A 23245-nucleotide genomic window follows, 5' to 3' on the forward strand; every position below is an offset into this window, starting at 1 on the left:
ACCCATGGCCAGTGACATTCTGATTGTCGACGACGAAGCAGACATTCGCGACCTCGTTGCGGGTATTCTGGACGATGAGGGGTTTTCCACGCGCACCGCGCGCGACAGCGATTCGGCGCTTGCCGAGATCGCCAACCGCCGCCCGAACCTGGTCTTCCTCGACATCTGGCTGCAGGGCTCCAAGCTCGACGGCCTGCAGCTGCTCGAGCAGATCAAGAAGGACAATGCCGACCTGCCGGTCGTGATGATCTCCGGCCACGGCAACATCGAAACCGCCGTCGCCGCGATCAAGCGCGGCGCCTATGACTTCATCGAGAAGCCGTTCAAGTCGGACCGGCTGATCCTGGTCGCGACCCGGGCGCTGGAGACTTCCCGGCTCAAGCGCGAGGTCAAGGAGCTCAAGCAACTGGCTCCGGCGGCCAGCGTCCTGACCGGCCGCTCCGCTTGCATGAACCAGCTGCGCCAGACCATCGACCGCGCCGCGAAGGCCAACAGCCGCATCCTGATCGTCGGTCCCTCCGGCGCCGGCAAGGAGCTCGCCGCGCGCACGCTGCACCATGCCTCCGGGCGCGCCGAGGGGCCGTTCGTGGTGATCAATGCGGCGGCGATCACACCGGAGCGGATGGAGATCGAGCTGTTCGGCTTCGAGGGATCGAACGGCGAGCAGCAGCGCAAGGCCGGCGCGCTCGAGGAAGCGCATGGCGGCACGCTGTTCATCGACGAGATCGCGGACATGCCGCGCGAGACCCAGAACAAGATCCTGCGCGTGCTGGTCGATCAGACCTTCCAGCGCCAGGGCGGCACCAGCAAGGTGCATGTCGACGTCCGCATCATCTCCTCGACCGCGCGCAATCTGGAGGAGGAGATCGCCGCGGGCCGTTTCCGCGAGGATCTCTACCATCGCCTCTCGGTGGTGCCGATCCGCGTGCCGCCGCTGTCGGAGCGCCGCGAGGACATCCCCGAGTTGATCGACTATTTCATGGACCAGATCTCGGCCGCCACAGGCCTGCCGAAACGGCAGATCGGGCAGGATGCGATGGCGGTGCTGCAGTCGCATGTCTGGCCGGGCAATGTCCGCCAGCTCCGCAACAACGTCGAGCGGGTGATGATCCTGGCCGGCGGCGGGCCGGAGGCGATCATCACCGCCGACATGCTGCCGCAGGACGTCGGCTCGATGGTGCCGGCGATGCCGACCTCCAACAATGGCGAGCACATCATGGGCCTGCCGCTGCGCGAGGCCCGCGAGGTGTTCGAGCGCGACTATCTGATCGCCCAGATCAGCCGCTTCTCCGGCAATATCTCGCGCACCGCGGAGTTCGTCGGCATGGAGCGCTCGGCGCTGCATCGCAAGCTGAAGGCGCTCGGGGTCGGCTGACCCTGGCGCGCTGGGTCGGGCCATCGGCCGGCAGCTTGAAGCAAAACCCCGGCGGTCACCCGCCAGAGCGGTGCCCGGCCCTCGCGGTCGGGTCGGGATGATGGGCGAGGCGAGAATGAGGCCGCTGCAAGCGGGGATTTATCCACTCCCCGCGAGAATATTCGTCTCTTTCCCTGCACTTTCTTAGAATTGCCACCGTGTTCCTACCGACTGCTGCGCGAACTGGCTTGCCTAAAAACCGCGCGTAGCCTCTAATCCTACCTGCTATGCCTGCCGGAGGGGGATCTCAGGGCAGGTGGGCAGCCGGAGGAGGCTCCGTCAGAGAGCAGCAACCGGTTCAATAAAAAGAAGCACAAGCTTGCGGGACAAAAACAATGGCGGCAGACCGCGCACAAAATCTACAAGACACCTTCCTTAATCACGTTCGTAAGACAAAAACGCCACTGACGATCTTTCTGGTCAACGGAGTAAAGCTGCAGGGCATTGTCACCTGGTTCGACAATTTCTGTTTGCTGCTGCGGCGCGACGGTCACTCGCAGCTGGTCTACAAGCATGCGATCTCGACCATCATGCCCGGCGCTCCGATTCAGCTGTTCGAGGGTGGCGAGGACGCACCGGCTTGAGAGTGAACTGATTGGAACCCTTCAATCGTGAAGGGGGCGCCGACCGTCCGCGGTCGGCGGGGGACGTTAGCACCGGGCGGGTGATCGTCATCGGCCCGTACCTGCGCATGCGCCGTGGCGACGGCGATGCGCAAACGGATTCCTCTGTCCGCGACTACGAAGCGCGGATCGAGGAAGCCGTCGGCCTCGCCGGCGCGATCGACCTCACCGTGGTGGAATCCGTCGTCGCGCCGATCAGCCAGATCCGGCCCGCGACCTATCTCGGCAAGGGCAAGGTCGAGGAGATCAACGGCCTCGTCGCCAGCGACAAGGTCGAGCTCGTGGTGATGGATTGCGCGCTGTCGCCGATCCAGCAGCGCAATCTCGAGAAGGCCTGGAGCACCAAGGTGCTCGACCGCACCGGCCTGATCCTGGAAATCTTCGGCCGCCGCGCCAAGACCAAGGAAGGCGCGCTGCAGGTCGAGCTCGCCCATCTCAACTACCAGCGCAGCCGTCTGGTGCGCTCTTGGACCCATCTCGAGCGCCAGCGCGGCGGCTTCGGCTTCATGGGCGGTCCCGGCGAAACCCAGATCGAGGCCGATCGCCGCCTGATCGGCGACCGCATCACGCGGCTTGAGAACGAGCTGAAGAAGGTGCAGGGGACGCGGCGACTGCATCGCGCCGGCCGCCAGCGCGTGCCGTACCGCGTGGTGGCGCTCGTCGGCTACACCAATGCGGGCAAATCGACGCTGTTCAACCGCCTGACGCGGGCCGACGTGCAAGCCGCCGACATGCTGTTTGCGACGCTCGATCCCACCTTGCGCGCGCTCAACCTGCCGCATGGCGGAAACGCGATGCTGTCGGATACGGTCGGCTTTATCTCCAATCTGCCGACCCAGCTGGTGGCCGCGTTCCGCGCCACGCTGGAGGAGGTGCTGGAGGCCGACATCATCCTGCACGTCCGCGACATCTCGCATGAAGATGCCGAAGCGCAGGAGCGCGATGTCGAGGGCGTGCTGCGCCAGCTCGGGATCGATCCCGACGCCGATGGCGGCCAGCGCATCATCGAGGTCTGGAACAAGATCGACCGCTTCGATCCCGAGGAGCGGGACAATTTGCGCAACATCGCCGCGCGCCGTCCGCCGGAACGGCCGTGCTTCCTGGTCTCCGCCGTGACGGGCGAGGGCATCGACGCGCTGCTGACGGCCATCGAGGACCGCCTCGCGGCCAAGCGCGCGACGCTGCAGCTTTCGATCGACGCCTCCGACGGCGCCGGCATCAGCTGGCTGCACCGCAATGCCGAGGTCCTGAACAAGGAGCTCAATGGCGAGCGCTTCGACATGACGGTGCGGGTCGACGAGACCAAGCGCGACATCGTCGTGAGCCGGTTCGCCGCGGTGCCCCACGAGGCGTAAGCCGCCAATCCGGGACCCCGCAATCATCTGAAATATGACGGCACCGTGACGGGGCCTCACTCCGGTGCGCCTGCGACGGGCGGTCGCACTTTCTGTTTGAAATCCGCGCCGCCTTGGTTCATTGCGCTGCGGGACGCAAAGCCGAGGCCGATCGATGCAGGACACCAGCGAAACCATCACCAAAGAGACGCTCGCCGGCCAGAACGGCGATCTCGCCCATGCGCGGGCCCCCGAGATCGTCGATGCCCTCAACGCCCGGGAGCCGGCTGATGCAGCAACGCTGCTGCGATCGCTGCCGGCCGAGAAGGCGATCGAGGTGCTCGACCTGCCCGGGCTCGACAACACCTGCGAGATCCTGGCCGAGCTGCCGCAGGACACCGCGGTAGCGCTGCTGTCCGGCGTCTCCGATGACCGCGCCGCCGACATCTTCAAGGAACTGGTCGAGCCGCTGCGCACCACGCTGTTGAACGGCCTCAACCCGGAAACCCGCAACGTCATCTCGGGGCTGCTGGCCTATCCGGAGCGCAGCGCCGGCAGCATCATGACGACCGAATTCGTCAGCGTGCCCTCGAACTGGACCATCGCCGAGGTTCTGCATCACATCCGGATGGTCGAGCGCACCCGCGAGACCGTCTACTCGATCTTCGTGACCGACCCGGTCAAGAAGACCCTGATCCAGGCCGTGCCGCTGCGCCGCCTGATCTCGGCCGATCCGCACGCCAACGTGCTCACCGCAGCGCCGGCGCGAAAGCCGCTGATGATCGCCCCCGAAGCCGACCGAATGGAAGCGGCGCGGCTGATCTCGCGCTACGATCTGCTCGCGGTCGCGGTCGTCGACGGTCCCGGCCACATCCTCGGCATTGTCACGGTCGACGACGTCATCGACGCGATCGTCGAGGAATCCACCGAGGACGCCCAGAAGTTCGGCGGCATGGAAGCGATCGACGAGCCGTATTTGCGGATCGGTTTTGGCGAGATGATCAAGAAGCGCGCCGGCTGGCTGTGCGCGCTGTTCCTCTCGGAAATGCTGACCGCGACGGCGATGCAGTCGTACCAGACCGAACTCGAGAAGGCTATCGTTCTGACGCTGTTCATCCCGCTGATCATGAGCTCCGGTGGCAATTCCGGCTCACAGGCAACATCGCTCCTGATCCGCTCGCTGGCGTTGCACGAGGTGCGGCTGCGCGACTGGTGGCGTGTCGCCGTGCGCGAACTGCCGACCGGTATTGTGCTCGGCGCCATCCTCGGCGTGATCGGCATCGTCAGGATCACGCTCTGGCAGACGCTCGGTCTGTTCGACTACGGCCCGCATTGGGTGCTGGTGGCCGCGACCGTCGGCGCCGCGCTGGTCGGCATCGTCACCTTCGGCTCGCTGTGCGGATCGATGCTGCCATTCATCCTCAAGCGCATCGGTTTTGACCCCGCCAGCGCGTCGGCGCCGTTCGTCGCGACGCTGGTCGACGTCACCGGGCTCGTGATCTATTTCGGCGTGGCGGCCGTCATTTTGCGCGGGACGCTGTTGTAGGCGAGGGACGCCATCGCGGCACCCCCTTGCAACTTGACCCGCTCCGACCATCTCAGATGATATCTGAGATGGGAGCAAACCATGACGGATCGCGTTAGGCCTGCACATGTAGATGAGGCTGCGGAGCTAACGCAAATCGCAGTACGTGCGACAAAGAACGACGGCTTCGACGATGAAGCTATCGTCCGCTTCATGCCTGGGCTCAAAGTCAACCTCGCGCTCATCGCCGCCGGATTGGTCATTGTGGCCGAGAGCGAAACCGGCGTTCCATCCGGCTACGTGTCGTTGAGGCCCACTGGAATTGGCGGCCTGATCCTTCTGGAAGGCATATTCGTCGATCCGGACCATTCGCGAAGGGGCATCGGCACACGGCTTTTTGCGACAGCAGTCGAGCTCTCGCGAAAGATGGCAGGAAACGTGATCCTGATAAATTCGAGCCCGACCTCGGTCGACTTTTACGCCCGCCTTGGCGCCAACAAGATCGGCGCCACACCGTTCGTATTCTCCCCCGATGTACAACTGACGATGTTCGCATTTGCGATTCCGCCCGCTTGATCGACCGACGATCAAGCGGTCTGAGTTCCCGCCTTCGCAAGGACAACAGCGGCCTTCGCCTCGTTCCACAACGCGTCCATCTCCTCCAGCGACGCGCCATCGAGCGAGCGGCCCTTCGCCGCCAGCGCCTTCTCGATATAGGCAAACCGCCGCTCGAATTTGGCGTTGGTCGCCCGCAGCGCCGTTTCCGGATCGGCGTCGACGTGGCGGGCGAGGTTGACGACGGCGAACATCAGATCGCCGGTCTCTGCTGCGAGCTCCTCCTTGTCCTTGCCGTCGAGTGCGGCCTCGATCTCGTCGGCCTCCTCGCGGATCTTGGCCAGCACGGCGCGCGGGTCGTTCCAGTCGAAGCCGACGGTAGATGCCTTGCGCTGCAACTCCATCGCCCGGGTCAGGGCAGGGAGGCCCGCCTTCACGCTTGCGAGCAGCGATTTGTGCGCGGTCTCTTCCGGCGGCCGCCGGGCGGCGCGTTCGGCCTTCTCCTCGGCCTTGATGCGCTCCCAGGCGCTCTTGACGCCGGCGGGCTGGATATTGCCGTCCTTGTCGGCAAAGACGTGCGGATGACGGCGGATCATCTTCCTGGTGATCGCCTCGACCACATCGCCGAACGCGAAGGCGTTCTGCTCCTCCGCCATCCGGGCGTGATAGACCACCTGCAGCAGGAGGTCGCCGAGCTCCTCGCGCAAATCGTCGAAATCGCCGCGCGTGATCGCATCCGCGACCTCATAGGCCTCCTCGATCGTGTAGGGCGCAATCGTCGCAAAATCCTGCTCGAGGTCCCATGGGCACCCCGTCACCGGCGTGCGCAGCGCAGCCATGATCTCGATCAGGCGGGAAATGTCGCGGGAAGGGGTCATCGGGCACCGCACTCTGAGGGGGTATGGCTTTATGCCAAATCGGCTCTGCCGATCCCAGCAAAACACGCCGGAAACACGGCGCTGTCCACGGATTGGCCGCGGCATCATCAGGTGCTAAATCGCGTTCCATGAGCGATCAGAACAATTCCGACACCGCCCTGGTGCTGTTTTCCGGCGGCCAGGATTCCACCACCTGTCTGGCCTGGGCCCTGTCGCGCTTTGCGCGCGTCGAAATGCTTGGCTTCTCCTACGGCCAGCGCCACGCAATCGAACTCGACTGCCGCGACCGCCTGCTGGCGGGGATCAGGCAGATGCGGCCGGACTGGGCGGCGAAGCTCGGCGACAGCCATACGCTCGATATCCCGACGCTGTCGGAGATTTCCGACACCGCGCTGACCCGCGACGTTGCGATCGAGATGGGCGCGGACGGGCTGCCGAACACTTTCGTGCCTGGCCGCAACCTCGTGTTCCTCACCTTCGCCGCGGCGCTGGCCTATCGCCGCGGCGTCCGCCACATCATCGGCGGCATGTGCGAGACCGACTATTCCGGCTATCCGGATTGCCGCGACGAGACCATCAAGGCGCTGCAGTCCGCGCTCAACCTCGGCATGGCCAGGGATTTCGAGCTGCATACGCCGCTGATGTGGCTCGACAAGGCCGCCACCTGGCGGCTCGCGCACGAACTCGGCGGGGCAGGGCTGGTCGACCTGATCCGCGAGCACTCGCACACCTGCTATCTCGGCGAACGCGGCGCGCAGCACGATTGGGGCTATGGCTGCGGCGAATGCCCGGCGTGCAGCCTGCGCGCCAAGGGCTGGCGGGGGTATGTGGCGCGAGGCGATCGCCCCGATCACTGAGTTGCCGGGGTCGTACGCTCGGCCAGATCACGGCTGCCTGGTCACCGCGGTGAGATTCATCGTGAGCAAGACGCCGGGCTTGGGCAGCTCGCGAACCGCGATCACTGTGCGGGCGGGCCGGTGATCTCCCATCATCTCCACATAGGCCGAATTCATCGCGTCAAAGTCGGACATCTCGCGAAGGAAGATGTTGACGTGAGTCACATGGTCCAGGTCGGAACCCGCCGCCGCGAGCATCACGGCGAACGATTTCAGGATCTGCCGCGTCTGAGCACCGACGTCCGGTCCCGCCAAGGCGTCGGTTGCAGGATCGACTCCGGCGGTTCCTCCAATCCAAATCTGGTCTCCAACCTTGGCAATGTGATGATACGGCCCGATCGGAGTGGGCGTGTTCGGCGGCGTAAACGTCTGAACGCGTGATTTCATCGCTCTGCCTCGCATCTGGGCACTCGGATATAGCGACCAATTCGCGGCTTCGGAAGCCAGTCTTCGTCGTGCGGAACCAAGAGCAAAGCTCGGACAAATCATGTCGCGAGAATGCGTCCTCACCTCATCTGTCATCGCCCGGCTCGACCGGGCGATCCAGTACGCCGCGGCCTCTCGGTTCAAGCACAGGTGCCTCTGGAATACTGGATCACCAGCATGCGCGGGTGATGACACCGAACAAGCTGTTCGAGCGTGCAAATGACAACGAGGGGAGTACGCCGCTACTCAAAATCCGCCGGCGTCAGCGCGATCGGCTTGCCGTGCGGGGTGCGGTCGGCGGCGCGGTCCCAGGCGTCGCGGTAGCGGTGCAGGGTCTCTGGTGTCGTGACGCCCTTGGCGGCGACGAGGTGTTCGAGCGTCGCCAGCCAATGCTGGTAATAGGTCTCCCCGGTGTCGGGATCGCCGGCGGCCTGTGCGCGCTTGATCTGATCGGCGAGCGCTGCGGCCCATTCGCTCCAGGTGAATACGCCGCGGTCATGCAGGCTCAATGCCATCGCAAACGCCTGGGCTTCCCAGGGCGAGCGGAACACCGGACCGTCCTGGTCGCGGGGAATGCTGGATACGGCGCTGGTGGCGCGGGCTGCGGCGGTCGTATCCATCACACCGCCTCCAGATACGGCTCGAACGCGTCGATCGACACCTTGAGGGTCGGATCGGAGTCCGCTCCCCACAGCTCGCGTCCATCGAACACGACGGTGTACAGCCATTGCGGATGCTCGCCGGCATCGTTCGCCACCGTATCGGGAAACACGTGACAGCCATGATCGCGTTCGACTACCCCGACATGACCGCGCACATAGCGCGGCAGCCGCGTGTGGGTGGCGGGATGGATGTTCTTCGCCCGCACCCGATCGCCGGCCTTGAACTTCGCGGCCCCCGGTGCCGCGCGGCCGAACTTGCCGCGCACCATGATGCGCTCGACATCGGCCATCGAGAACTTGCCGTGCTTGAGCGGCTTCGCCGGCGCGACGGAATGTCCGGCGGCGACGTCGTCCTCCGAGATGAAGCCCTTGGCGAGCAGCAGGGCTTCGAGCCCGAGCAGCCATTTCCTGTAATAGGAGCTCGAAAGATAGACCTGCGGGGGCAGGGTTTCGCGATAGAAGCGCGATGCGTCGATGTTGAAGGCGCCGGCCGCACCCATCGCGCGGACCATCGCGAGCACCCGCGATTCCCATTCTTCATGGAACATCGGCTCGTTCGGCTCGGGCTCGACCTTGCCGAACCCGTCCATGCCGCCCATGTCGTGGACGCCGTTCACGACGGGGCTCCCGGCGTTTTCGGGAATCCCGTGCCGATCATGGAATCCCGCGTCACGAGTTCGGCGAGCTGTTCCTCGCTCCAGCCCTCGGTGCCTGCGGGCCGCATCGGCAGCACGAGGAAGCGCGTCTCCGCGGTCGAATCCCACACCCGAATCTCGATGTCCTTCGGCAGGCTGACGCCGAAATCGGCGAGCACGCCGCGCGGATCCTTGACCGCGCGCGAGCGATACGGCGAGGCCTTGTACCAGACCGGCGGCAGCCCAAGCATTTCCCAGGGGTAACAGGAGCACAATGTGCAGACGACCATGTTGTGACGGCCAGGCGTGTTCTCGATCGCGACCAGATGGTCGCCGACCCGGCTGACATGGCCGAGGGTGCCGACCGCCTTGGTGGCGTCCTCGAGCAGCGCCTTCCTGAAGGCGGGATCGGTCCAGGCCTTGGCGACGACCCGGGCGCCGTTATGCGGGCCGATCTTTGTCTCATAGGCCTGCACGATGGCATCGAGTGCGGCCGGCTCGACATAGCCCTTCTCGGTCAGGATCGATTCCAGCGCGCGGACGCGCAGTTCGGTCTCCGACAGGTCGGAATGGTCGTGATCGTGGTGGTGGTGATCATGTTCGCTCATGCCCACAGAATAGGCGAAACGGGCGTGCTATGTCGAGGCAAGCAGTACACAACAATGCGAGCAGGGAGGTATGCGTGGTTGATGATGTGACGATCGAGAAGGGCCTTGGACCGGAGGGCCGCATCGCGGTGGTGCGGTTCGACCGCGGCGACGGTATCAACGCGCTGTCGCCGGAAGCGCTGCGGCAGCTGACCGATGCCGCGCGCAGTTTTGAGGACGACGGCGGAACCTCGGTGGTCGTGCTGACCGGCGGCGCCAAATCGTTCAGCGCCGGCTTCGACCTGAAGGACCCCGAAGGACGTTCGCGCCAGACCATGGACATGGGCACGCTGCACCGGCACCTCAAGCTCGGGCCGCGGTTGACGCGCGCCTGGCAGGACATGGAGCAGGTCACGATCGGCGCGATCGAGGGCTTCTGCGTCGGCGGAGGTGTGGCGCTCGCGGTCGCGCTGGATTTCCGCGTCATGGCGCGCGATGCGCATCTGCGCGTGCCGGAGATTGCGCTCGGCATGAACATGAGCTGGCAGAGCGTGCCGCGCATGCTGCATCTGATGGGCCCGGCGCGCACCAAGCAGGCGGTGATCCTGGCCGATGACCGCATCTCGGCCGACGAGGCCTATGAATGGGGCCTGGTGGAGCAGGTGGCCGATCCCGGCAAATCCTATGACGCCGCGATGGCGCTCGCGGCCAAGGTCGCCGCCCAGCCGCCGATTTCGGTGGCGATGACCAAGCTGACGGTCAACCGGCTGGCGCATGCGCTCGACGATCTCGCCAGCCACATGGATCTCGACCAGTTCGCGATGGCGAGCCTGACCGAAGACCACAAGGAGGGCGTCGCGGCGTTCCTCGGGCGGCGGCCCCCACGCTTCAGGGGGCGCTGACGCGCATTGTCTTACGATTGTTGCGCCAGTATCGGACAACCACAGGAAGTTTGGCACAATTGCGAGGTCGCGCGATGTCGAGAACGGTCGTTGCATCGGGCTGGTTCCTGGGCGCCTTGTTGGGCTGGCTTGCCGCCATTGCGCTTCACCCGACCGCGGCGTCGGCCTGGGGCTATGAGGGCCATCGCGTCGTCGGTGCGATCGCCGACCAATTGCTCAAGCCCGCCGCGAAGGCGAAGGTCCAGCAACTCCTCAACGAGGGCGATACGCATGGCATCGACCTGCGCAAGTCCGGACCCTGGCTGGATTGCGTGAAGAGCGTCGCCCGGCACGACGACGGCCGGTTTCATTACGAGGTCGACCCCGAACATCTCGACTACGAGGTGCCCTGCACGCCGTTCAACTCGGCGCGGGAGAGGGCGCGCATGGTGGATTATGTCGCCGGCAACTGGTCGACCTGTTCCTACAAGCCCGACGGCTTCGAGCGCGGTTGTCACAACACCTTCCATTTCGTCGATGTCGCGATCCAGCGCAGCGCCTTCGACCGCAGCTTGCAGGGGACCAATCCGCACGATCTGGTCGCGGCGATCAGCGCCGCCATCGCAGTACTTCAGGACAAGCCGATCCCGCCGCCGTTCCCGTTCTCGATCAAGGACAAGAAGGAGGCGCTGCTGCTGCTCGCGCATCTGATCGGCGACCTGCACCAGCCGCTGCATGTCGGCTCGGTCTATCTCGATCCCAACGGCCAGCCGGTCGACCCGGACGTTAGTCACCAGGTCGATCCCGGGAGCGATACGATCGGCGGCAATGCGATCCAGGATGGCGTCGCGGTCCCGTTCCAGACCATCAACCTGCACCATGAATGGGACGACATCCCGACCGACCTCGGCGATGCCGCGACGGGTGAACTGATCGACGCGGCGAAGGCGGTCCCGGCGAGCCCGGGTACGCCGGACGGTTGGCCGGCGGCCTGGGCGACCGACACGCTGCTGGTCGCACATGTCGCGTTCAAGGGCCTGAGCTTCGGCCCGACGTCGCCGCCGGTGCCGTCCAAATGGATCGTCAATTTCGGCAGCCACATGGACTATCTGCAGGCCGCCGACGCGATCAAGCGCCGGCAACTCGCCAAGGGCGGAGCGAGGTTGGCCGAACTGCTGAATGCAATATGGCCGTGAGGGGTAGCCCATCCATACATCCGAATAGCCACCGGCGCTCCTTGCTTTCGCGCCTATGCGATTGCTTAATCAAGGAAATCCGCGCGAACGGCGCTGCTGTCGTCGGACGCGATAGACTCGTGCGCATGAGCGCTTCTGCGATCGGAATGCAGGTATGACGTCTGACTGCTGCCCTGAGCTCGACTTTGGCCAGGCTTCCGGCGCGGGCAGGGAGCCAGCAGTGCCGACTCCGAGCTATTTGGACAAGGCCGTCGAGCTGAGATCCGGGATCATCATGCCGGTTCTCGAGGGTGATGGCTTGGAGGTCCTGGCCTTCGCGCTCGATGTTGAGCCGGACATCGTGGGCGCGACAGGCTTTTGCCTCAACGACGAGGAGCGTCGGCGCGCCGCGGGGTTGAGGCTGGAGCGGGACCGCCGCCGCTTTGTTGTTGCCCGCGGCCAGCTGCGCCGGGTCCTCGCTTCCAGACTGAGAATTGCGCCGTCCGTCGTCGAGTTCGAATATGGAGCGCTGGGCAAACCTCAGCTCTCGCACCGCATGCCCGCCCGCGATTTGCGCTTCAGCGTCTCGCGATCCAAAGATGTGGCAGTCGTCGCCCTCTCGACCGCGCAAGAGGTCGGGGTGGACATCGAGGCGGTTGTCCCTGTGCCCGAAGCGGACGAGATCGCAACGCTCTGCTTTTCCGCCTCCGAGTACGGGTCCTACACCGGCCTTGGTCCGGAAGGCCGCCTGGAAGGCTTCTTCCGGTGTTGGACCCAGCTGGAGGCTGTCTCCAAGGCGTTGGGGTGCGGCCTGGGACAGCCCATTTCCTGGGATGAAGAGGATTGGCTTGTTCGACGGTTCGTACCTCGAAGTGGGTATATCGGGAGCGTGGTCATCCGGAACTGGCGTTCGCGCGATGTCACGACGCACTAAACGAGGTGTCTCCGCGAATTCCATTGGACTGCACGGGAGTTCATTCGGGACGGCCCTATGTCAGCGAACTTGATGCAGTTTTCGGAGCTTCTCGCAGACCTGGCGGTCAAGGACATCAAGGTCTGGGTGGAAGGCGACCGGCTGCGCTGCAACGCTCCGGCGGGCGCACTGACGGCGGAGCTTCGCGGGCAGTTGCAAGACCGGAAGGGCGAGATCATCGCGTTTCTGAACATGGCCACGGCAGCGGCCACGCAGCAGCCTGCAATCATCCCCCTGCAGTCGCGCGGCACACGCACGCCGATTTACGCCGTGCCCGGCCATGTCGGCGCCCCCTTCACATTCTCGGACCTGTCGAAGCACCTGGGCGGCGATCAACCTTTCTACGCACTCCAACCGACCGGCTACGACGGGCAGAGCGAGCCGATGGACCGCGTCGAAGATATCGCCGAGGACTTCGCCTGCCAGATCGTCGAATTTCAGCCGACCGGTCCGTACATCATCGCCGGTTATTGCTCCGGCGCTCCAACAGCTTTCGAACTGGCGAAAATCCTGGGACGCCGCGGCGCAGAGGTCCCATGCATTGCGCTGTTTGGCCCGCTTCATCCCACCACCTATCAGGAACTGCCGCGTTGGCTGTATTTCTCAGCCAGGGAAACCGCCGAAGCGTTGCTGCGAGAGATGGCGAAGCTGCCGACATTCAGCGCTCGTCTGCGATATTTCGGCAGCTGCGTTCGCGAGCGTTTCCGCGCCCTCGGAAGCAAACAACCGGTCGCGACAGATCCGGTGCTGGCGAGCAGAGCTCGGCTCAAATCGACGGCGCTCGCGGCTTTTCAGCGGTACGATCCCACTCCGTATTCGGGTCGGGTCTGCATATTCCTTCCGAACAAGGCCTGGCTGCGATCGGGCGCGGGACCGCGCCGATGGCTTCGCGTGGTGCCCAATGCCGAGTTTTATTTTGGGCCCGAGGGCTGTCACGCAGCCTCCATGCTCGAGGACCCCGAAGCGCCGGCCATCGCAGAGCTTTATCGCAAGGCCAAGATTTGAACGATTGACGTGTGATTTGATTATTTGATTTGCCCAATTGGAGCGTAGTCATGAATGAAGTCCTGCCCATTGTGGAGGAGGGCGTAGCGCTTCCCCTGCAGAAGGATGCCGATCATCAGGCGCTGGTTGTCGAGTACAACGCCACGGCGGCGCACTACCCGTCAGACCGGACGATCATCGATCTCTTTCGCGACCAGGTGACGCGCAGCCCTGACGCCGAAGCGATCCGCTTCGGCGATGTAGCGCTGACCTACCGGCAGCTCGACGAACGCTCCAATCAGATGGCCGCGCATTTGAGCTCGACCGGGCTGGCGCCGGGCCGGATTGCCGTTGTGTTCATGGAACACTCCATTGAGGTCGTTGTCGCGATCCTGGGCGTGCTGAAGTCCGGCGCAGCCTATGTGCCGGTGGATGCGGCGACGCCGAAGGGGCGCATCGCAACAATCCTGAAGGACATCTCCAACGGCACCGACGGGCGGGCGCCGGTGGCGATCACGCAAGCGCGCCTGCAATCCGTCATTTCCCCCGATCTCGCCGATATTTTCGTGCTCGACGCCGATTTCGGCTCGATTTTGAATCAGCCGGACTCAGCCCGGCCGTCCGCTGCCACGCCGGACGGCACCGCCTATATCATCTTCACCTCCGGCTCGACCGGCACCCCGAAGGGCGTCGAGATCGCGCACCGGAGCCTGGTGAACTACATCTGGTGGGCCGCTCGGGTCTACAGTTCCGGCGAACCTCTCGCATGGCCGCTGTTCTCATCTCTCGCCTTCGACCTGACCGTCACAACGCTCTTCACGCCGCTCATCACCGGCGGCCGCATCGTGGTCTATCTTGGCGATCCCGGCGTGCAGAACATGGTCGCGCTCAAGGTGGTCGACGACAATGCGGTCGACATCATGAAGCTGACGCCGGCGCATCTCGCGATGATCCGCGACCGCGATCTCGAGACCACAAGACTTCGCAAGTTCATCGTGGGCGGCGAGGACTTCAAGACCGAGTTGGCTCGCGACATCACGAAAGCCATCCCGCATCCGGTCGAGATCTACAATGAATACGGACCAACCGAAGCCACGGTGGGCTGCATGATTCACCGTTTCGACATCGAGCGGGATCAATCCGCGTCGGTGCCGATCGGCGTGCCGGCCGCCAATGCGGGAATCTACGTCCTCAGCGAAACCTATCAGCCCACCGGCACCGGCATCATCGGCGAGATGTTCATTGCCGGCGACGGTCTGGCGAGAGGCTATTTCAATCGCCCTGACCTGACCGACGAGCGCTTCCGCACCGCCATCGATCCGCGAGACGGATATTCGAAGCTGCGGCTCTACAAGACGGGCGATCTCGCCCGCTGGAGCCCGGAAGGGCGCCTGGAATTTCTCGGCCGCGCCGATCATCAGGTGAAGGTCGGCGGCGCGCGTATCGAGCTGGGCGAGATCGAAGCGCGGCTTCTCAAGCACCCGCAGGTGCAGGAATGCGCCGTCGCTGTCATCGAACCGTCAGCGGCCGAAGGCGGCATGGCACGACTTGCGGCCTACTATGTCGCGTCGAAACCTCTGACGGTGGCGGAGCTGCGCGCTCACCTCGCCGAAGAGCTGCTGGAGGCGATGATTCCGACGCACTATGTTCGCCTCGAACGGATGCCGCTCACGCCCAACGGCAAGGTCGACCGCGCCTCGCTTCCCGAGCCGACGGCGGAAAACATCCAGCCAGCGCAGGAATTCGTCGCTCCATCGACAGAGACCGAGAAGACGCTGGCCGCGCTGTGGTGCGATCTCCTGAAGGTCAAGTCGATCGGACGCCACGACAACTTCTTCGATCTGGGCGGCGAGTCGCTGCTGGTGGTCCGGACGGTGGCGCGCATGCGAAAGACCTTCGGCGTCGACGTGCAGCTGCGCAACCTGTTCGAGCGCCCGACACTGGCCGAGCTTGCGGAAGTGATCGACGGAATGCGCTGGCTGGCCGATTCCGATGCCACCGCACCCTCGGCGGGACCGCGAGAGGAAATCGAACTCTAGGAGCTTGTCTGGATAGTCGCTGTTCAAATCTGGTCGGGTCTGATTCAACATTGGGCGATGAGCAAGTATTTTCGGCCTTGGAACATCGATCAGACGCTGCTTCTGCCGCCGAATGTGCAGGACTTCGTGCCGAAAGGCCATGTCTCGCGGTTTATGGTTGATCTGGTGCGGGAGAGCCTCGATCTCAGGGAGATCATGGGCAGCTATGTGAGCGGGCTTGGGCAGCCGCCGTTTGATCCGCGGATGATGGTGGCGCTGCTGCTGCATAGCTATGCGAGTGGGCTGTATTCGTCGCGTCGGATTGCCAAGGCCTGCCGGGAGCGGAACGATTTTGTGATGATCGTGGCGCTGGATGCGCCGGATTTTCGGACGATCAGCGACTTTCGCAAGCGACATTTGAAGGCGCTCGGCGCGCTATTCGTGCAGGTTCTGAAGTTGTGCGAGACGGCCGGGCTGGTCAAGCTCGGTCATGTCGCGCTGGATGGTACGAAGATCAAGGCGAACGCGTCGAAACACAAGGCGATGAGTTATGAGCGCATGAAGAAGCGCGAGGCGGAATTGAAGGCCGAGGTCGCTCGCATGCTGGCGGCCGCCGAGGCGGCGGATGCCTCGGAGGATGAGACTTTCGGCAACAGCGACGAACTGCCGGACTGGACCGTCGACAAGCAGAAACGGCTGGCGAAGATCCAGCAAGCGATGGCGGCGCTGGAAGCGGACGCCAAACTGGCGGCGGAGGAAGAGCGCCGCATCGAGGCCGAAAAGGAACAGCAGCGCCAGGCCGAAGGCCGCAAGAAGCCGGGCAAACCGGCGGCGCTGCCATCGGAGGAACCCAATCCCAAGGCGCAACGCAACTTCACCGATCCGGAAAGCCGCATCATGAAGTCGAAGGATGGCTTCGTTCAGGCCTATAATGCCCAGGCGGCCGTCGATGCACATGCCCAGATCATTGTCGCGCAAGAACTGACCCAGCACGGCAGCGATCAGGGCCAGTTGGTGCCCCTGATCGAGGCCATCGAGAGCAATCTTGGCCGCAAGCCGCGGCAGGCCTCAGCGGATTCCGGCTACTGCAGCGAAGCCAATCTCGAAGCGCTCGACACACGCAGCATCGATGGCTATGTCGCGCCCGGACGCGCCAAGCACCCGACAGTAGCGAACGGAAAAGTCGGCGGCCCGCTGACACAGGCCATGCGAAAGAAGATCGACGATGGCGGCTTCGAAACACCCTACCGATTGCGAAAGCAAGTGGTGGAGCCGGTGTTCGGGCAGATCAAACAGGCAAGAGGCTTCCGCCAGTTCCTGTTGCGGGGCATCGAGAAAGTGCGCGCCGAGTGGACAATGATCTGCACCGTCCATAACCTCCTCAAGCTGTTCAACCTCGCAAACGCAGCCTGAGCCTGCTACTCTACAACAAATGCCCGTCACGAAAACATATCTGGACGGGCTCCTAGCTGCTGGCAGAGCGGACGAACACGATGGACAAAGCTTGGGTGCCGCCGCAAGGACCGGGACTGCCTTGGATGGCGGCGGAGTATGAGCTGTTGCGGGATCAGGTCCGCCGGTTCGTCGAGGAGGAGATCAAGCCCTGTGCGGATCGCTGGGAAGAGGAGGGGTTCATTCCCCGTCCGGTCCTGCGCCGCATGGGCGAACTCGGCTTCTTCGGCATCCGCTACCCGGCCGAATATGGCGGTGCCGAGATGGACGCGGTCGCATCAACGGTCTTCGCCGAGGAACTCGGGCGCTCGACCTATGGCGGCGTCGCCGACGCGATGCTGGTCCAGGCCGACATGGCGTCGGTCTATGTCTTTCACGACGGGACCAAAGCCCAGCGGGCCCGCTGGATGCCGGGCATTGTCAGCGGCGAGGTGGTCACCGCGGTCGCCATCACGGAGCCGGATGCCGGTTCAGACGTGAAGGCCATCCGCACGCGCGCGGTGCGAGAGGGCGACTCCTACGTCCTCAACGGCACCAAGCTCTATATCACGAACGGCGTCCACGCCGATCTCTACTGCGTCGCCGCCAAGACCAATCCCGCGGCAGGAGGCAACGGGATCACGATGTTCCTGGTCGAGAAAGGCACGCCGGGCTTCAGCGTCGGACGGGTGCTGGACAAGCAGGGCTGGCGCTCCTCCGACACGGCGGAGCTCGTCTTCGACGGTTGCCGGATCCCCGCCGAGAACGTGCTGGGCGCGGAGGGGCAGGGCTTCTACTCCATCATGCGCAACTTCCAGAACGAGCGCCTGGTCCTCTCCGCCATGGCGATCGGGATGGCCGAGGCGGCGATCGATATGACCCTCACCTACGTGAAGACCCGCCGCGCCTTCGGTGGCGTCCTGTGGGACATGCAGGCGATCCGTCAGCGTCTGGCGATGCTCTCCGCGAAGGTGGAGGCAAACCGCGCGCTTCTCTATGCCACCGCCTGGCGCCTGGCGGCCGACGACGATTGCCTGCGCGAGATCTCGATGCTGAAGGCGATCTGCGCCGAACTCGTCAACGAGGTCGCGTATGCCTGCGTCCAGTTCCACGGCGCCATGGGCGTCATGCGCGAGAGTCCGATCGAGCGCATCGCGCGTGATGCGCGCATCCTGCCCATTGCCGGCGGCGCGACGGAGGTGATGCTCGAGGTGATCGCGTCGATGTCGTGAGCCTCGGAGATCGGGAGAAGTCGCGGAGGGCACCGCGGTGCTTCGTTCAATGGCGAGTGCACGGGGTCCGACGCTGTTCGGACCCCGCCACGGCGTAAACCCCCATATCCGTAATTCGCATAAGGTATATTATGGAATATTTATATCTACAATTAGATCAGATATTTAGTGGGAAATCTTCGCACCAGTCCGCAAGTTAGCGCCGTCCCGAGGGCCGTCCGACGATCCGTTTGGTTTGCTCCCAGGCCGCAGCGATCCACGGCCGCGCGTCTCGTCTGAAAGCCGATATTGCCGCGGCGTACGGACGCTGCAATAAGCCCCAGCTGTGCAGAGATCGCTGGTGACCCCGCGGCATCAGGTCCGTATAGGATGGCATCTCAGAACAACAACAAGCCTCTCTTGGGAGAAACCAATGAGCTTTTCACGACGCACGCTGCTGAAGGTCTCCGCCGCTTCCGCCGTCCTGGGCGGGATTGGCGCGCCCCATGTCGCGCGCGCCCAGTCGGCCGAGTTCTCTTACAAGTTCGCCAACAACCTGCCGGAGTCGCATCCGTTCGTGGCGCGCGCCCGGGAGATGGCCACGGCGATCAAGACCGAGACAAACGGCCGGTTTGACCTGCAGGTGTTCCCGAACAGCCAGCTCGGCTCGGATACCGACATGCTGAGCCAAGTGCGCTCCGGCGGCGTCGAGTTCTTCACGCTGTCCGGCCTGATCCTGGCGACTCTGGTGCCGGCGGCCTCGATCAACGGCATCGGCTTCGCATTCCCGGACTATCCCACGGTCTGGAAGGCCATGGACGGCGAGCTCGGCGCCTATGTGCGCGGCGAGATCAACAAGGCCGGCCTCGAGGTCATGGACAAGATCTGGGACAACGGCTTCCGCCAGACCACGTCGTCGACCAAGCCGATCAACGGTCCCGACGATCTCAAGGGCTTCAAGATCCGCGTGCCGGTGTCGCCGCTGTGGACCTCGATGTTCAAGGCGTTCGATGCATCGCCCGCCTCGATCAATTTCAGCGAGGTCTATTCGGCGCTGCAGACCAAGATCGTCGAAGGCCAGGAGAATCCGCTGGCGCTGATCTCGGCCGCGAAGCTGTACGAGGTGCAGAAGTACTGCTCGCTGACCAACCACATGTGGGACGGCTTCTGGTTCCTGATGAACCGTCGTGCCTGGGCGGCTCTGCCCGACGATATCAAGACCATCGTCGCCAAGAACGTCAACGCGGCGGCCGTCAAGGAGCGCGAGGACACCGAGAAGCTGAACGCCACCGTGAAGCAGGAGCTCGCGGGCAAGGGGCTCATGTTCAACCAGCCCGAGGTTGGGCCGTTCCGCGACAAGCTGCGCGCCGCCGGCTTCTACGCCGAGTGGAAGGGCAAGTACGGCGACAAGGCCTGGGACCTGCTCGAGAAGTCGGTCGGCAAACTGTCCTGATCGATCAAGCGGGAGGCTTGCCATGGCTCATGTCGAGATGACGCCGGCCGTGGCCGGCGAGGCGGCGTCGCAGCCCCCTCGCCGCCGCTCCGTACTCGGTTCCATCGAGGCCGCCCTCGGGTTGCTGGTGGAAATACCGGCGGCGATCCTTGTGGTCGCCGAGGTGGTGATCCTGTTCGCGGGCGTGGTGGCGCGTTACGCGCTGCATGCGCCGCTGATCTGGTCGGACGAGCTGGCGTCGATCCTGTTCCTGTGGCTTGCCATGCTGGGCTCGGCGGTCGCGTTCCGCCGCGGCGAGCACATGCGGATGACGGCGCTGGTCGCGAGTGCCGGACCGCGGCTGTGGGCCTATCTGGACGTGGTTGCGACCTGTGCCGCGCTGGCCTTCCTGATCCTGATCGTGCGGCCGGCCTATGAATACGCCTACGAGGAAAGCTTCATCACGACGCCGGCGCTGCAGATCTCCAACACCTGGCGCGCCGCAGCGCTGCCGGTCGGCACCTGCCTGATGGCGCTGTTCGCGCTGCTGCGGCTGGCGCGGGTCGGCGATTTCAAGACCTTCCTGCTGGCCGCGCTCACTGTGGCGGCGTTGATCGGGGTGTTCTGGCTGGCGCAGCCGATGCTGCGGCCGCTCGGCAACCTCAATCTGATCATCTTCTTCGTCGGCGTGGTCGGCTTCTGCGTGTTCGCCGGCGTGCCGATCGGCTTTGCCTTCGGCATGGCGATCTTCGGCTATCTGGCGCTGACGACGCGGACGCCGCTGATGGTGCTGGTCGGCCGGATGGACGAGGGCATGAGCCACCTGATCCTGCTGTCGGTGCCGCTGTTCGTTTTCCTCGGTCTCCTGATCGAGATGACCGGCATGGCGCGCGCGATGGTGGCGTTCCTGGCGAGCCTTCTCGGCCATGTCCGCGGCGGCCTGCATTACGTGCTGGTCGGCGCGATGTACCTGGTCTCGGGCATCTCCGGATCGAAGGCCGCCGACATGGCAGCCGTCGCACCCGTGCTGTTCCCGGAAATGAAGCAGCGCGGCGCCAAGCCGGGCGATCTTGTCGCCCTGCTCGCCGCCACCGGCGCGCAGACCGAAACCATTCCGCCGAGCCTGGTGCTGATCACGATCGGTTCGGTCACCGGCGTCTCGATCTCGGCGCTGTTCACCGGCGGCCTGCTGCCGGGCGTGGTGCTGGCGATCACGCTGTCCGGGCTTGTGTGGTGGCGCTACCGCGGCGAGGACCTCAGCCACGTCCAGCGCGCCACCGGCAGCGAGATCGGCAAGGCGCTGGTGTTCGCCCTGCCCGCATTGGCCCTACCCTTCGTGATCCGCTATGCCGTGGTCGAAGGCATCGCGACCGCGACCGAAGTCTCGACGATCGGCATCGTCTACGCCTTCGTCATCGGCCTTCTGATCTACCGCAAGTTCAACTGGCGGCGGCTGTTGCCGATGCTGATCGACACTGCCTGCCTGTCGGGTGCGATCCTCTTCATCATCGGCACCGCGACCGGCATGGCTTGGGGCCTGACCCAGTCCGGCTTCTCGCGGGCGCTGGCGGCGTCGATGGCCGGGCTGCCCGGCGGTCCGGCGACCTTCATCGCGGTCTCGATCCTGGCCTTCGTGATCCTCGGCAGCGTGCTCGAGGGCATTCCGGCGATCGTGCTGTTCGGGCCGCTGCTGTTTCCGATTGCGCGCCAGGTTGGCGTCCACGAGGTGCACTACGCCATGATCATCATCCTGGCGATGGGCATCGGATTGTTCGCGCCGCCGTTCGGCGTCGGCTATTATGCCGCCTGCGCCATCGGGCGCGTCGATCCGGCCGAGGGTATCCGGCCGATCTGGGGCTACATGCTGGCGCTGTTGATCGGCCTGATCATCGTCGCCATCTTCCCCTGGATATCGATCGGTTTCCTCTAAGCACCTTGCGGATGGGATAGAGCCATGAGTGCAGCTCAAAACCAGTACACGATCGGCTTGGACAAGACGCCTGCCAACTACGTGCCGCTGACCCCGCTGAGCTTCCTGGCGCGCTCGGCCGCGGTCTATCCCGACCATGTCAGCGCGGTCTGTGAGGGCCGCAGCTTCACCTGGAAAGAGACCTACGAGCGCTGCAAGCGCTTTGCGGCCTATCTCGTCGGCCACGGCATCGGCCATGGCGACACGGTCGCGGCGATGCTGCCGAACATTCCGGCGATGAACGAGCTGCATTTCGCGGTGCCGATGACCGGTGCGGTGCTGAACGCGCTCAACATCCGCCTCGACGCGGCGTCGATCGCGTTCCAGCTCGACCATGGCAGCGCAAAGATCATTTTGGTCGATCCTGAATTCTCCGGCGTGATCGCGGAAGCCTTGACCCTGATGAAGGGCTCAAAACCGTTCGTGATCGACGTTGATGACGCTGCGTTTGCCGGCGGCAAGCGGATCGGCGAGATCGAGTATGAGGCGGCGGTGGCGTCAGGCGATCCTGGCTTCGTGGAGCGGCCGCCGGCCGACGAATGGGATGCGATCGCGCTGAGCTATACGTCGGGCACGACGGGCAATCCGAAGGGCGTCGTCACCCATCACCGCGGCGCCTATCTCAACGCGGTCAGCAATATCCTTGCCGGTAATCTCGGCCAGCATCCGGTCTATCTCTGGACGCTGCCGATGTTCCACTGCAACGGCTGGTGCTTCCCCTGGACGATCGCGGCGACCGCCGGCGTCAATGTCTGCCTGCGCAAGGTTGATCCTGGCAAGATCTTCGAACTGATCCCGGAGCACGGCGTCACCCACATGTGCGGCGCGCCGATCGTCTACAACACGCTGATCAACGCGCCGGGTGCGCTCACGGGCGGCAAGGCCAAGCCGGTCGTCGGCCTGATCGCGGGCGCGGCGCCGCCGGTTGCAGTGCTCGAAGGCGCCGAGCGCATCGGCATCAAGCTCACTCATGTTTACGGTCTCACCGAAGTCTATGGCCCCGCCTCCGTCTGCGCCGAGCAGCCGGGCTGGGACGAATTGTCGGCCGATGCGCGCGCGCAGCTGAAGCGGCGCCAGGGCGTGTCCTATCCGCTGCAGGAAGGCGTCACGGTGCTCGATCCCGAGACCATGCGTCAGGTGCCGCGCGACGGCGAGACCATCGGCGAAGTCATGTTCCGCGGCAACATCGTGATGAAGGGCTACCTGAAGAACGAGAAGGCGACGCAGGAAGCCTTCGCCGGCGGCTGGTTTCACACTGGCGATCTCGGCGTGCTCGACGAGCACGGCTACGTCATCATCAAGGATCGCTCGAAGGACATCATCATTTCCGGCGGCGAGAACGTCTCTTCGGTCGAGGTCGAGGACATCCTCTACAAGCACCCGGCCGTGCTATTCGCGGCTGTTGTCGCCAAGCCGGACCCGAAATGGGGCGAAGTGCCCTGCGCCTTCATCGAGCTGAAGGATGGCGCCAAGGCGACCGAGGCCGAAATCATCGCCTATTGCCGCGAGCACATGTCGGGCTTCAAGACGCCGAAGTCAGTGGTGTTCGGCGTGATCCCGAAGACCTCAACCGGCAAGATCCAGAAATTCCTGCTGCGCAACGAGGTCGGCTCGGCGAAGGCGATCTCGGCCTGAG

21 protein-coding genes are annotated in these 23245 nt (G+C 64.4%); 16 read left to right on the plus strand and 5 right to left on the minus strand.

Going from position 1 to position 23245, the window contains the following annotated elements; translation table 11 throughout:
- Positions 1-4 precede the first annotated feature (4 nt).
- The 5 genes from HAP54_RS36735 to HAP54_RS36755 all read left to right on the plus strand — a co-directional run bounded on the left by HAP54_RS36735 (position 5) and on the right by HAP54_RS36755 (position 5472).
- Positions 5-1375 (plus strand): sigma-54-dependent transcriptional regulator, encoded by a 1371-nt coding sequence (locus tag HAP54_RS36735; protein WP_029084142.1) that lies wholly within the window; start codon positions 5-7, stop codon positions 1373-1375.
- Between the two features lie 374 nt (positions 1376-1749).
- On the plus strand, positions 1750-1998 hold the full coding sequence (gene hfq / locus HAP54_RS36740; protein WP_006020546.1) for an RNA chaperone Hfq: 249 nt from the start codon (positions 1750-1752) through the stop codon (positions 1996-1998).
- An 11-nt stretch (positions 1999-2009) separates the two neighbouring features.
- A complete protein-coding gene (gene hflX, locus HAP54_RS36745) occupies positions 2010-3392 on the plus strand; it encodes a GTPase HflX (RefSeq protein ID WP_166295418.1) in 1383 nt (460 codons plus the stop codon).
- A gap of 154 nt (positions 3393-3546) precedes the next feature.
- A complete protein-coding gene (mgtE, locus tag HAP54_RS36750; RefSeq protein WP_166295420.1) occupies positions 3547-4917 on the plus strand; it encodes a magnesium transporter in 1371 nt (456 codons plus the stop codon).
- An 81-nt stretch (positions 4918-4998) separates the two neighbouring features.
- A complete protein-coding gene (locus HAP54_RS36755) occupies positions 4999-5472 on the plus strand; it encodes a GNAT family N-acetyltransferase (protein ID WP_166295422.1) in 474 nt (157 codons plus the stop codon).
- A gap of 11 nt (positions 5473-5483) precedes the next feature.
- Here the strand turns inward: HAP54_RS36755 and mazG are convergent, their stop codons facing one another.
- The gene (gene mazG, locus HAP54_RS36760) at positions 5484-6329 is read right to left on the minus strand and encodes a nucleoside triphosphate pyrophosphohydrolase (RefSeq protein ID WP_166295424.1); all 846 of its coding nucleotides are present in this window, start codon (positions 6327-6329) and stop codon (positions 5484-5486) included.
- Between the two features lie 128 nt (positions 6330-6457).
- Between mazG and queC the strand changes: the two genes are divergently transcribed.
- Complete coding sequence (queC, locus tag HAP54_RS36765) at positions 6458-7186, plus strand: 7-cyano-7-deazaguanine synthase QueC (protein WP_166295426.1); 729 nt, start codon at positions 6458-6460, stop codon at positions 7184-7186.
- A 27-nt stretch (positions 7187-7213) separates the two neighbouring features.
- Here queC and HAP54_RS36770 read toward each other — a convergent pair whose 3' ends face one another.
- The 4 genes from HAP54_RS36770 to nthA form a co-directional block, all read right to left on the minus strand.
- On the minus strand, positions 7214-7612 hold the full coding sequence (locus HAP54_RS36770) for a RidA family protein (RefSeq protein ID WP_166295428.1): 399 nt from the start codon (positions 7610-7612) through the stop codon (positions 7214-7216).
- Positions 7613-7893: 281 nt separating this feature from the next.
- Positions 7894-8271 (minus strand): nitrile hydratase accessory protein, encoded by a 378-nt coding sequence (locus tag HAP54_RS36775; RefSeq protein ID WP_166295430.1) that lies wholly within the window; start codon positions 8269-8271, stop codon positions 7894-7896.
- Positions 8271-8930, minus strand: a complete 660-nt coding sequence (gene nthB / locus HAP54_RS36780; RefSeq protein WP_166295432.1) for a nitrile hydratase subunit beta — start codon at positions 8928-8930, stop codon at positions 8271-8273. The genes HAP54_RS36775 and nthB overlap by 1 nt, the downstream gene beginning before the upstream one ends.
- A complete protein-coding gene (gene nthA, locus HAP54_RS36785; protein ID WP_166295434.1) occupies positions 8927-9556 on the minus strand; it encodes a nitrile hydratase subunit alpha in 630 nt (209 codons plus the stop codon). The genes nthB and nthA overlap by 4 nt, the downstream gene beginning before the upstream one ends.
- Positions 9557-9630: 74 nt before the next feature.
- Between nthA and HAP54_RS36790 the strand changes: the two genes are divergently transcribed.
- From HAP54_RS36790 to HAP54_RS36835, 10 genes are all read left to right on the plus strand, one after another.
- Positions 9631-10437: an enoyl-CoA hydratase/isomerase family protein gene (locus HAP54_RS36790; protein WP_166295436.1), complete on the plus strand. Its 807-nt coding sequence runs from the start codon at positions 9631-9633 to the stop codon at positions 10435-10437.
- A 74-nt stretch (positions 10438-10511) separates the two neighbouring features.
- Positions 10512-11612 carry a S1/P1 nuclease gene (locus HAP54_RS36795; protein ID WP_166295438.1) on the plus strand — a complete coding sequence of 367 codons (1101 nt, stop codon included), beginning with the start codon at positions 10512-10514 and terminating at the stop codon, positions 11610-11612.
- Positions 11613-11850: 238 nt separating this feature from the next.
- On the plus strand, positions 11851-12525 hold the full coding sequence (locus HAP54_RS36800; RefSeq protein WP_248114398.1) for a 4'-phosphopantetheinyl transferase family protein: 675 nt from the start codon (positions 11851-11853) through the stop codon (positions 12523-12525).
- Between the two features lie 57 nt (positions 12526-12582).
- The gene (locus tag HAP54_RS36805) at positions 12583-13569 is read left to right on the plus strand and encodes a thioesterase domain-containing protein (RefSeq protein ID WP_166295440.1); all 987 of its coding nucleotides are present in this window, start codon (positions 12583-12585) and stop codon (positions 13567-13569) included.
- Positions 13570-13619: 50 nt separating this feature from the next.
- A complete protein-coding gene (locus HAP54_RS36810) occupies positions 13620-15587 on the plus strand; it encodes a non-ribosomal peptide synthetase (RefSeq protein ID WP_166295441.1) in 1968 nt (655 codons plus the stop codon).
- A gap of 57 nt (positions 15588-15644) precedes the next feature.
- Positions 15645-16979, plus strand: coding sequence for an IS1182 family transposase (locus tag HAP54_RS36815; protein ID WP_166202952.1), 1335 nt, complete (start codon positions 15645-15647; stop codon positions 16977-16979).
- 125 nt (positions 16980-17104) lie between these two features.
- Positions 17105-18229: an acyl-CoA dehydrogenase family protein gene (locus tag HAP54_RS36820; protein WP_248114396.1), complete on the plus strand. Its 1125-nt coding sequence runs from the start codon at positions 17105-17107 to the stop codon at positions 18227-18229.
- A gap of 412 nt (positions 18230-18641) precedes the next feature.
- Positions 18642-19661: a TRAP transporter substrate-binding protein gene (locus tag HAP54_RS36825; RefSeq protein ID WP_166295443.1), complete on the plus strand. Its 1020-nt coding sequence runs from the start codon at positions 18642-18644 to the stop codon at positions 19659-19661.
- A 22-nt stretch (positions 19662-19683) separates the two neighbouring features.
- Complete coding sequence (locus HAP54_RS36830; protein WP_166295444.1) at positions 19684-21570, plus strand: TRAP transporter large permease subunit; 1887 nt, start codon at positions 19684-19686, stop codon at positions 21568-21570.
- 24 nt (positions 21571-21594) lie between these two features.
- Entirely contained in the window at positions 21595-23244 is a 1650-nt protein-coding gene (locus tag HAP54_RS36835) for an acyl-CoA synthetase (protein WP_166295445.1), read from the plus strand.
- Position 23245: the final 1 nt, after the last annotated feature.

Source organism: Bradyrhizobium sp. 2S1, assembly GCF_011516625.5.
GTDB lineage: Bacteria > Pseudomonadota > Alphaproteobacteria > Rhizobiales > Xanthobacteraceae > Bradyrhizobium > Bradyrhizobium septentrionale.

What these genes read in the sequence shown, in the direction of transcription:
- HAP54_RS36735 (WP_029084142.1), top strand. Translation starts at nt 5, where the DNA reads ATGGCCAGTGACATTCTGATTGTCGACGACGAAGCAGACATTCGCGAC.
- hfq (WP_006020546.1), top strand. Translation starts at nt 1,750, where the DNA reads ATGGCGGCAGACCGCGCACAAAATCTACAAGACACCTTCCTTAATCAC.
- mgtE (WP_166295420.1), top strand. Translation starts at nt 3,547, where the DNA reads ATGCAGGACACCAGCGAAACCATCACCAAAGAGACGCTCGCCGGCCAG.
- HAP54_RS36755 (WP_166295422.1), top strand. Translation starts at nt 4,999, where the DNA reads ATGACGGATCGCGTTAGGCCTGCACATGTAGATGAGGCTGCGGAGCTA.
- mazG (WP_166295424.1), bottom strand. Translation starts at nt 6,329, where the DNA reads ATGACCCCTTCCCGCGACATTTCCCGCCTGATCGAGATCATGGCTGCG.
- queC (WP_166295426.1), top strand. Translation starts at nt 6,458, where the DNA reads ATGAGCGATCAGAACAATTCCGACACCGCCCTGGTGCTGTTTTCCGGC.
- HAP54_RS36770 (WP_166295428.1), bottom strand. Translation starts at nt 7,612, where the DNA reads ATGAAATCACGCGTTCAGACGTTTACGCCGCCGAACACGCCCACTCCG.
- HAP54_RS36775 (WP_166295430.1), bottom strand. Translation starts at nt 8,271, where the DNA reads ATGGATACGACCGCCGCAGCCCGCGCCACCAGCGCCGTATCCAGCATT.
- nthA (WP_166295434.1), bottom strand. Translation starts at nt 9,556, where the DNA reads ATGAGCGAACATGATCACCACCACCACGATCACGACCATTCCGACCTG.
- HAP54_RS36795 (WP_166295438.1), top strand. Translation starts at nt 10,512, where the DNA reads ATGTCGAGAACGGTCGTTGCATCGGGCTGGTTCCTGGGCGCCTTGTTG.
- HAP54_RS36805 (WP_166295440.1), top strand. Translation starts at nt 12,583, where the DNA reads ATGTCAGCGAACTTGATGCAGTTTTCGGAGCTTCTCGCAGACCTGGCG.
- HAP54_RS36810 (WP_166295441.1), top strand. Translation starts at nt 13,620, where the DNA reads ATGAATGAAGTCCTGCCCATTGTGGAGGAGGGCGTAGCGCTTCCCCTG.
- HAP54_RS36815 (WP_166202952.1), top strand. Translation starts at nt 15,645, where the DNA reads ATGAGCAAGTATTTTCGGCCTTGGAACATCGATCAGACGCTGCTTCTG.
- HAP54_RS36820 (WP_248114396.1), top strand. Translation starts at nt 17,105, where the DNA reads ATGGCGGCGGAGTATGAGCTGTTGCGGGATCAGGTCCGCCGGTTCGTC.
- HAP54_RS36825 (WP_166295443.1), top strand. Translation starts at nt 18,642, where the DNA reads ATGAGCTTTTCACGACGCACGCTGCTGAAGGTCTCCGCCGCTTCCGCC.
- HAP54_RS36830 (WP_166295444.1), top strand. Translation starts at nt 19,684, where the DNA reads ATGGCTCATGTCGAGATGACGCCGGCCGTGGCCGGCGAGGCGGCGTCG.
- HAP54_RS36835 (WP_166295445.1), top strand. Translation starts at nt 21,595, where the DNA reads ATGAGTGCAGCTCAAAACCAGTACACGATCGGCTTGGACAAGACGCCT.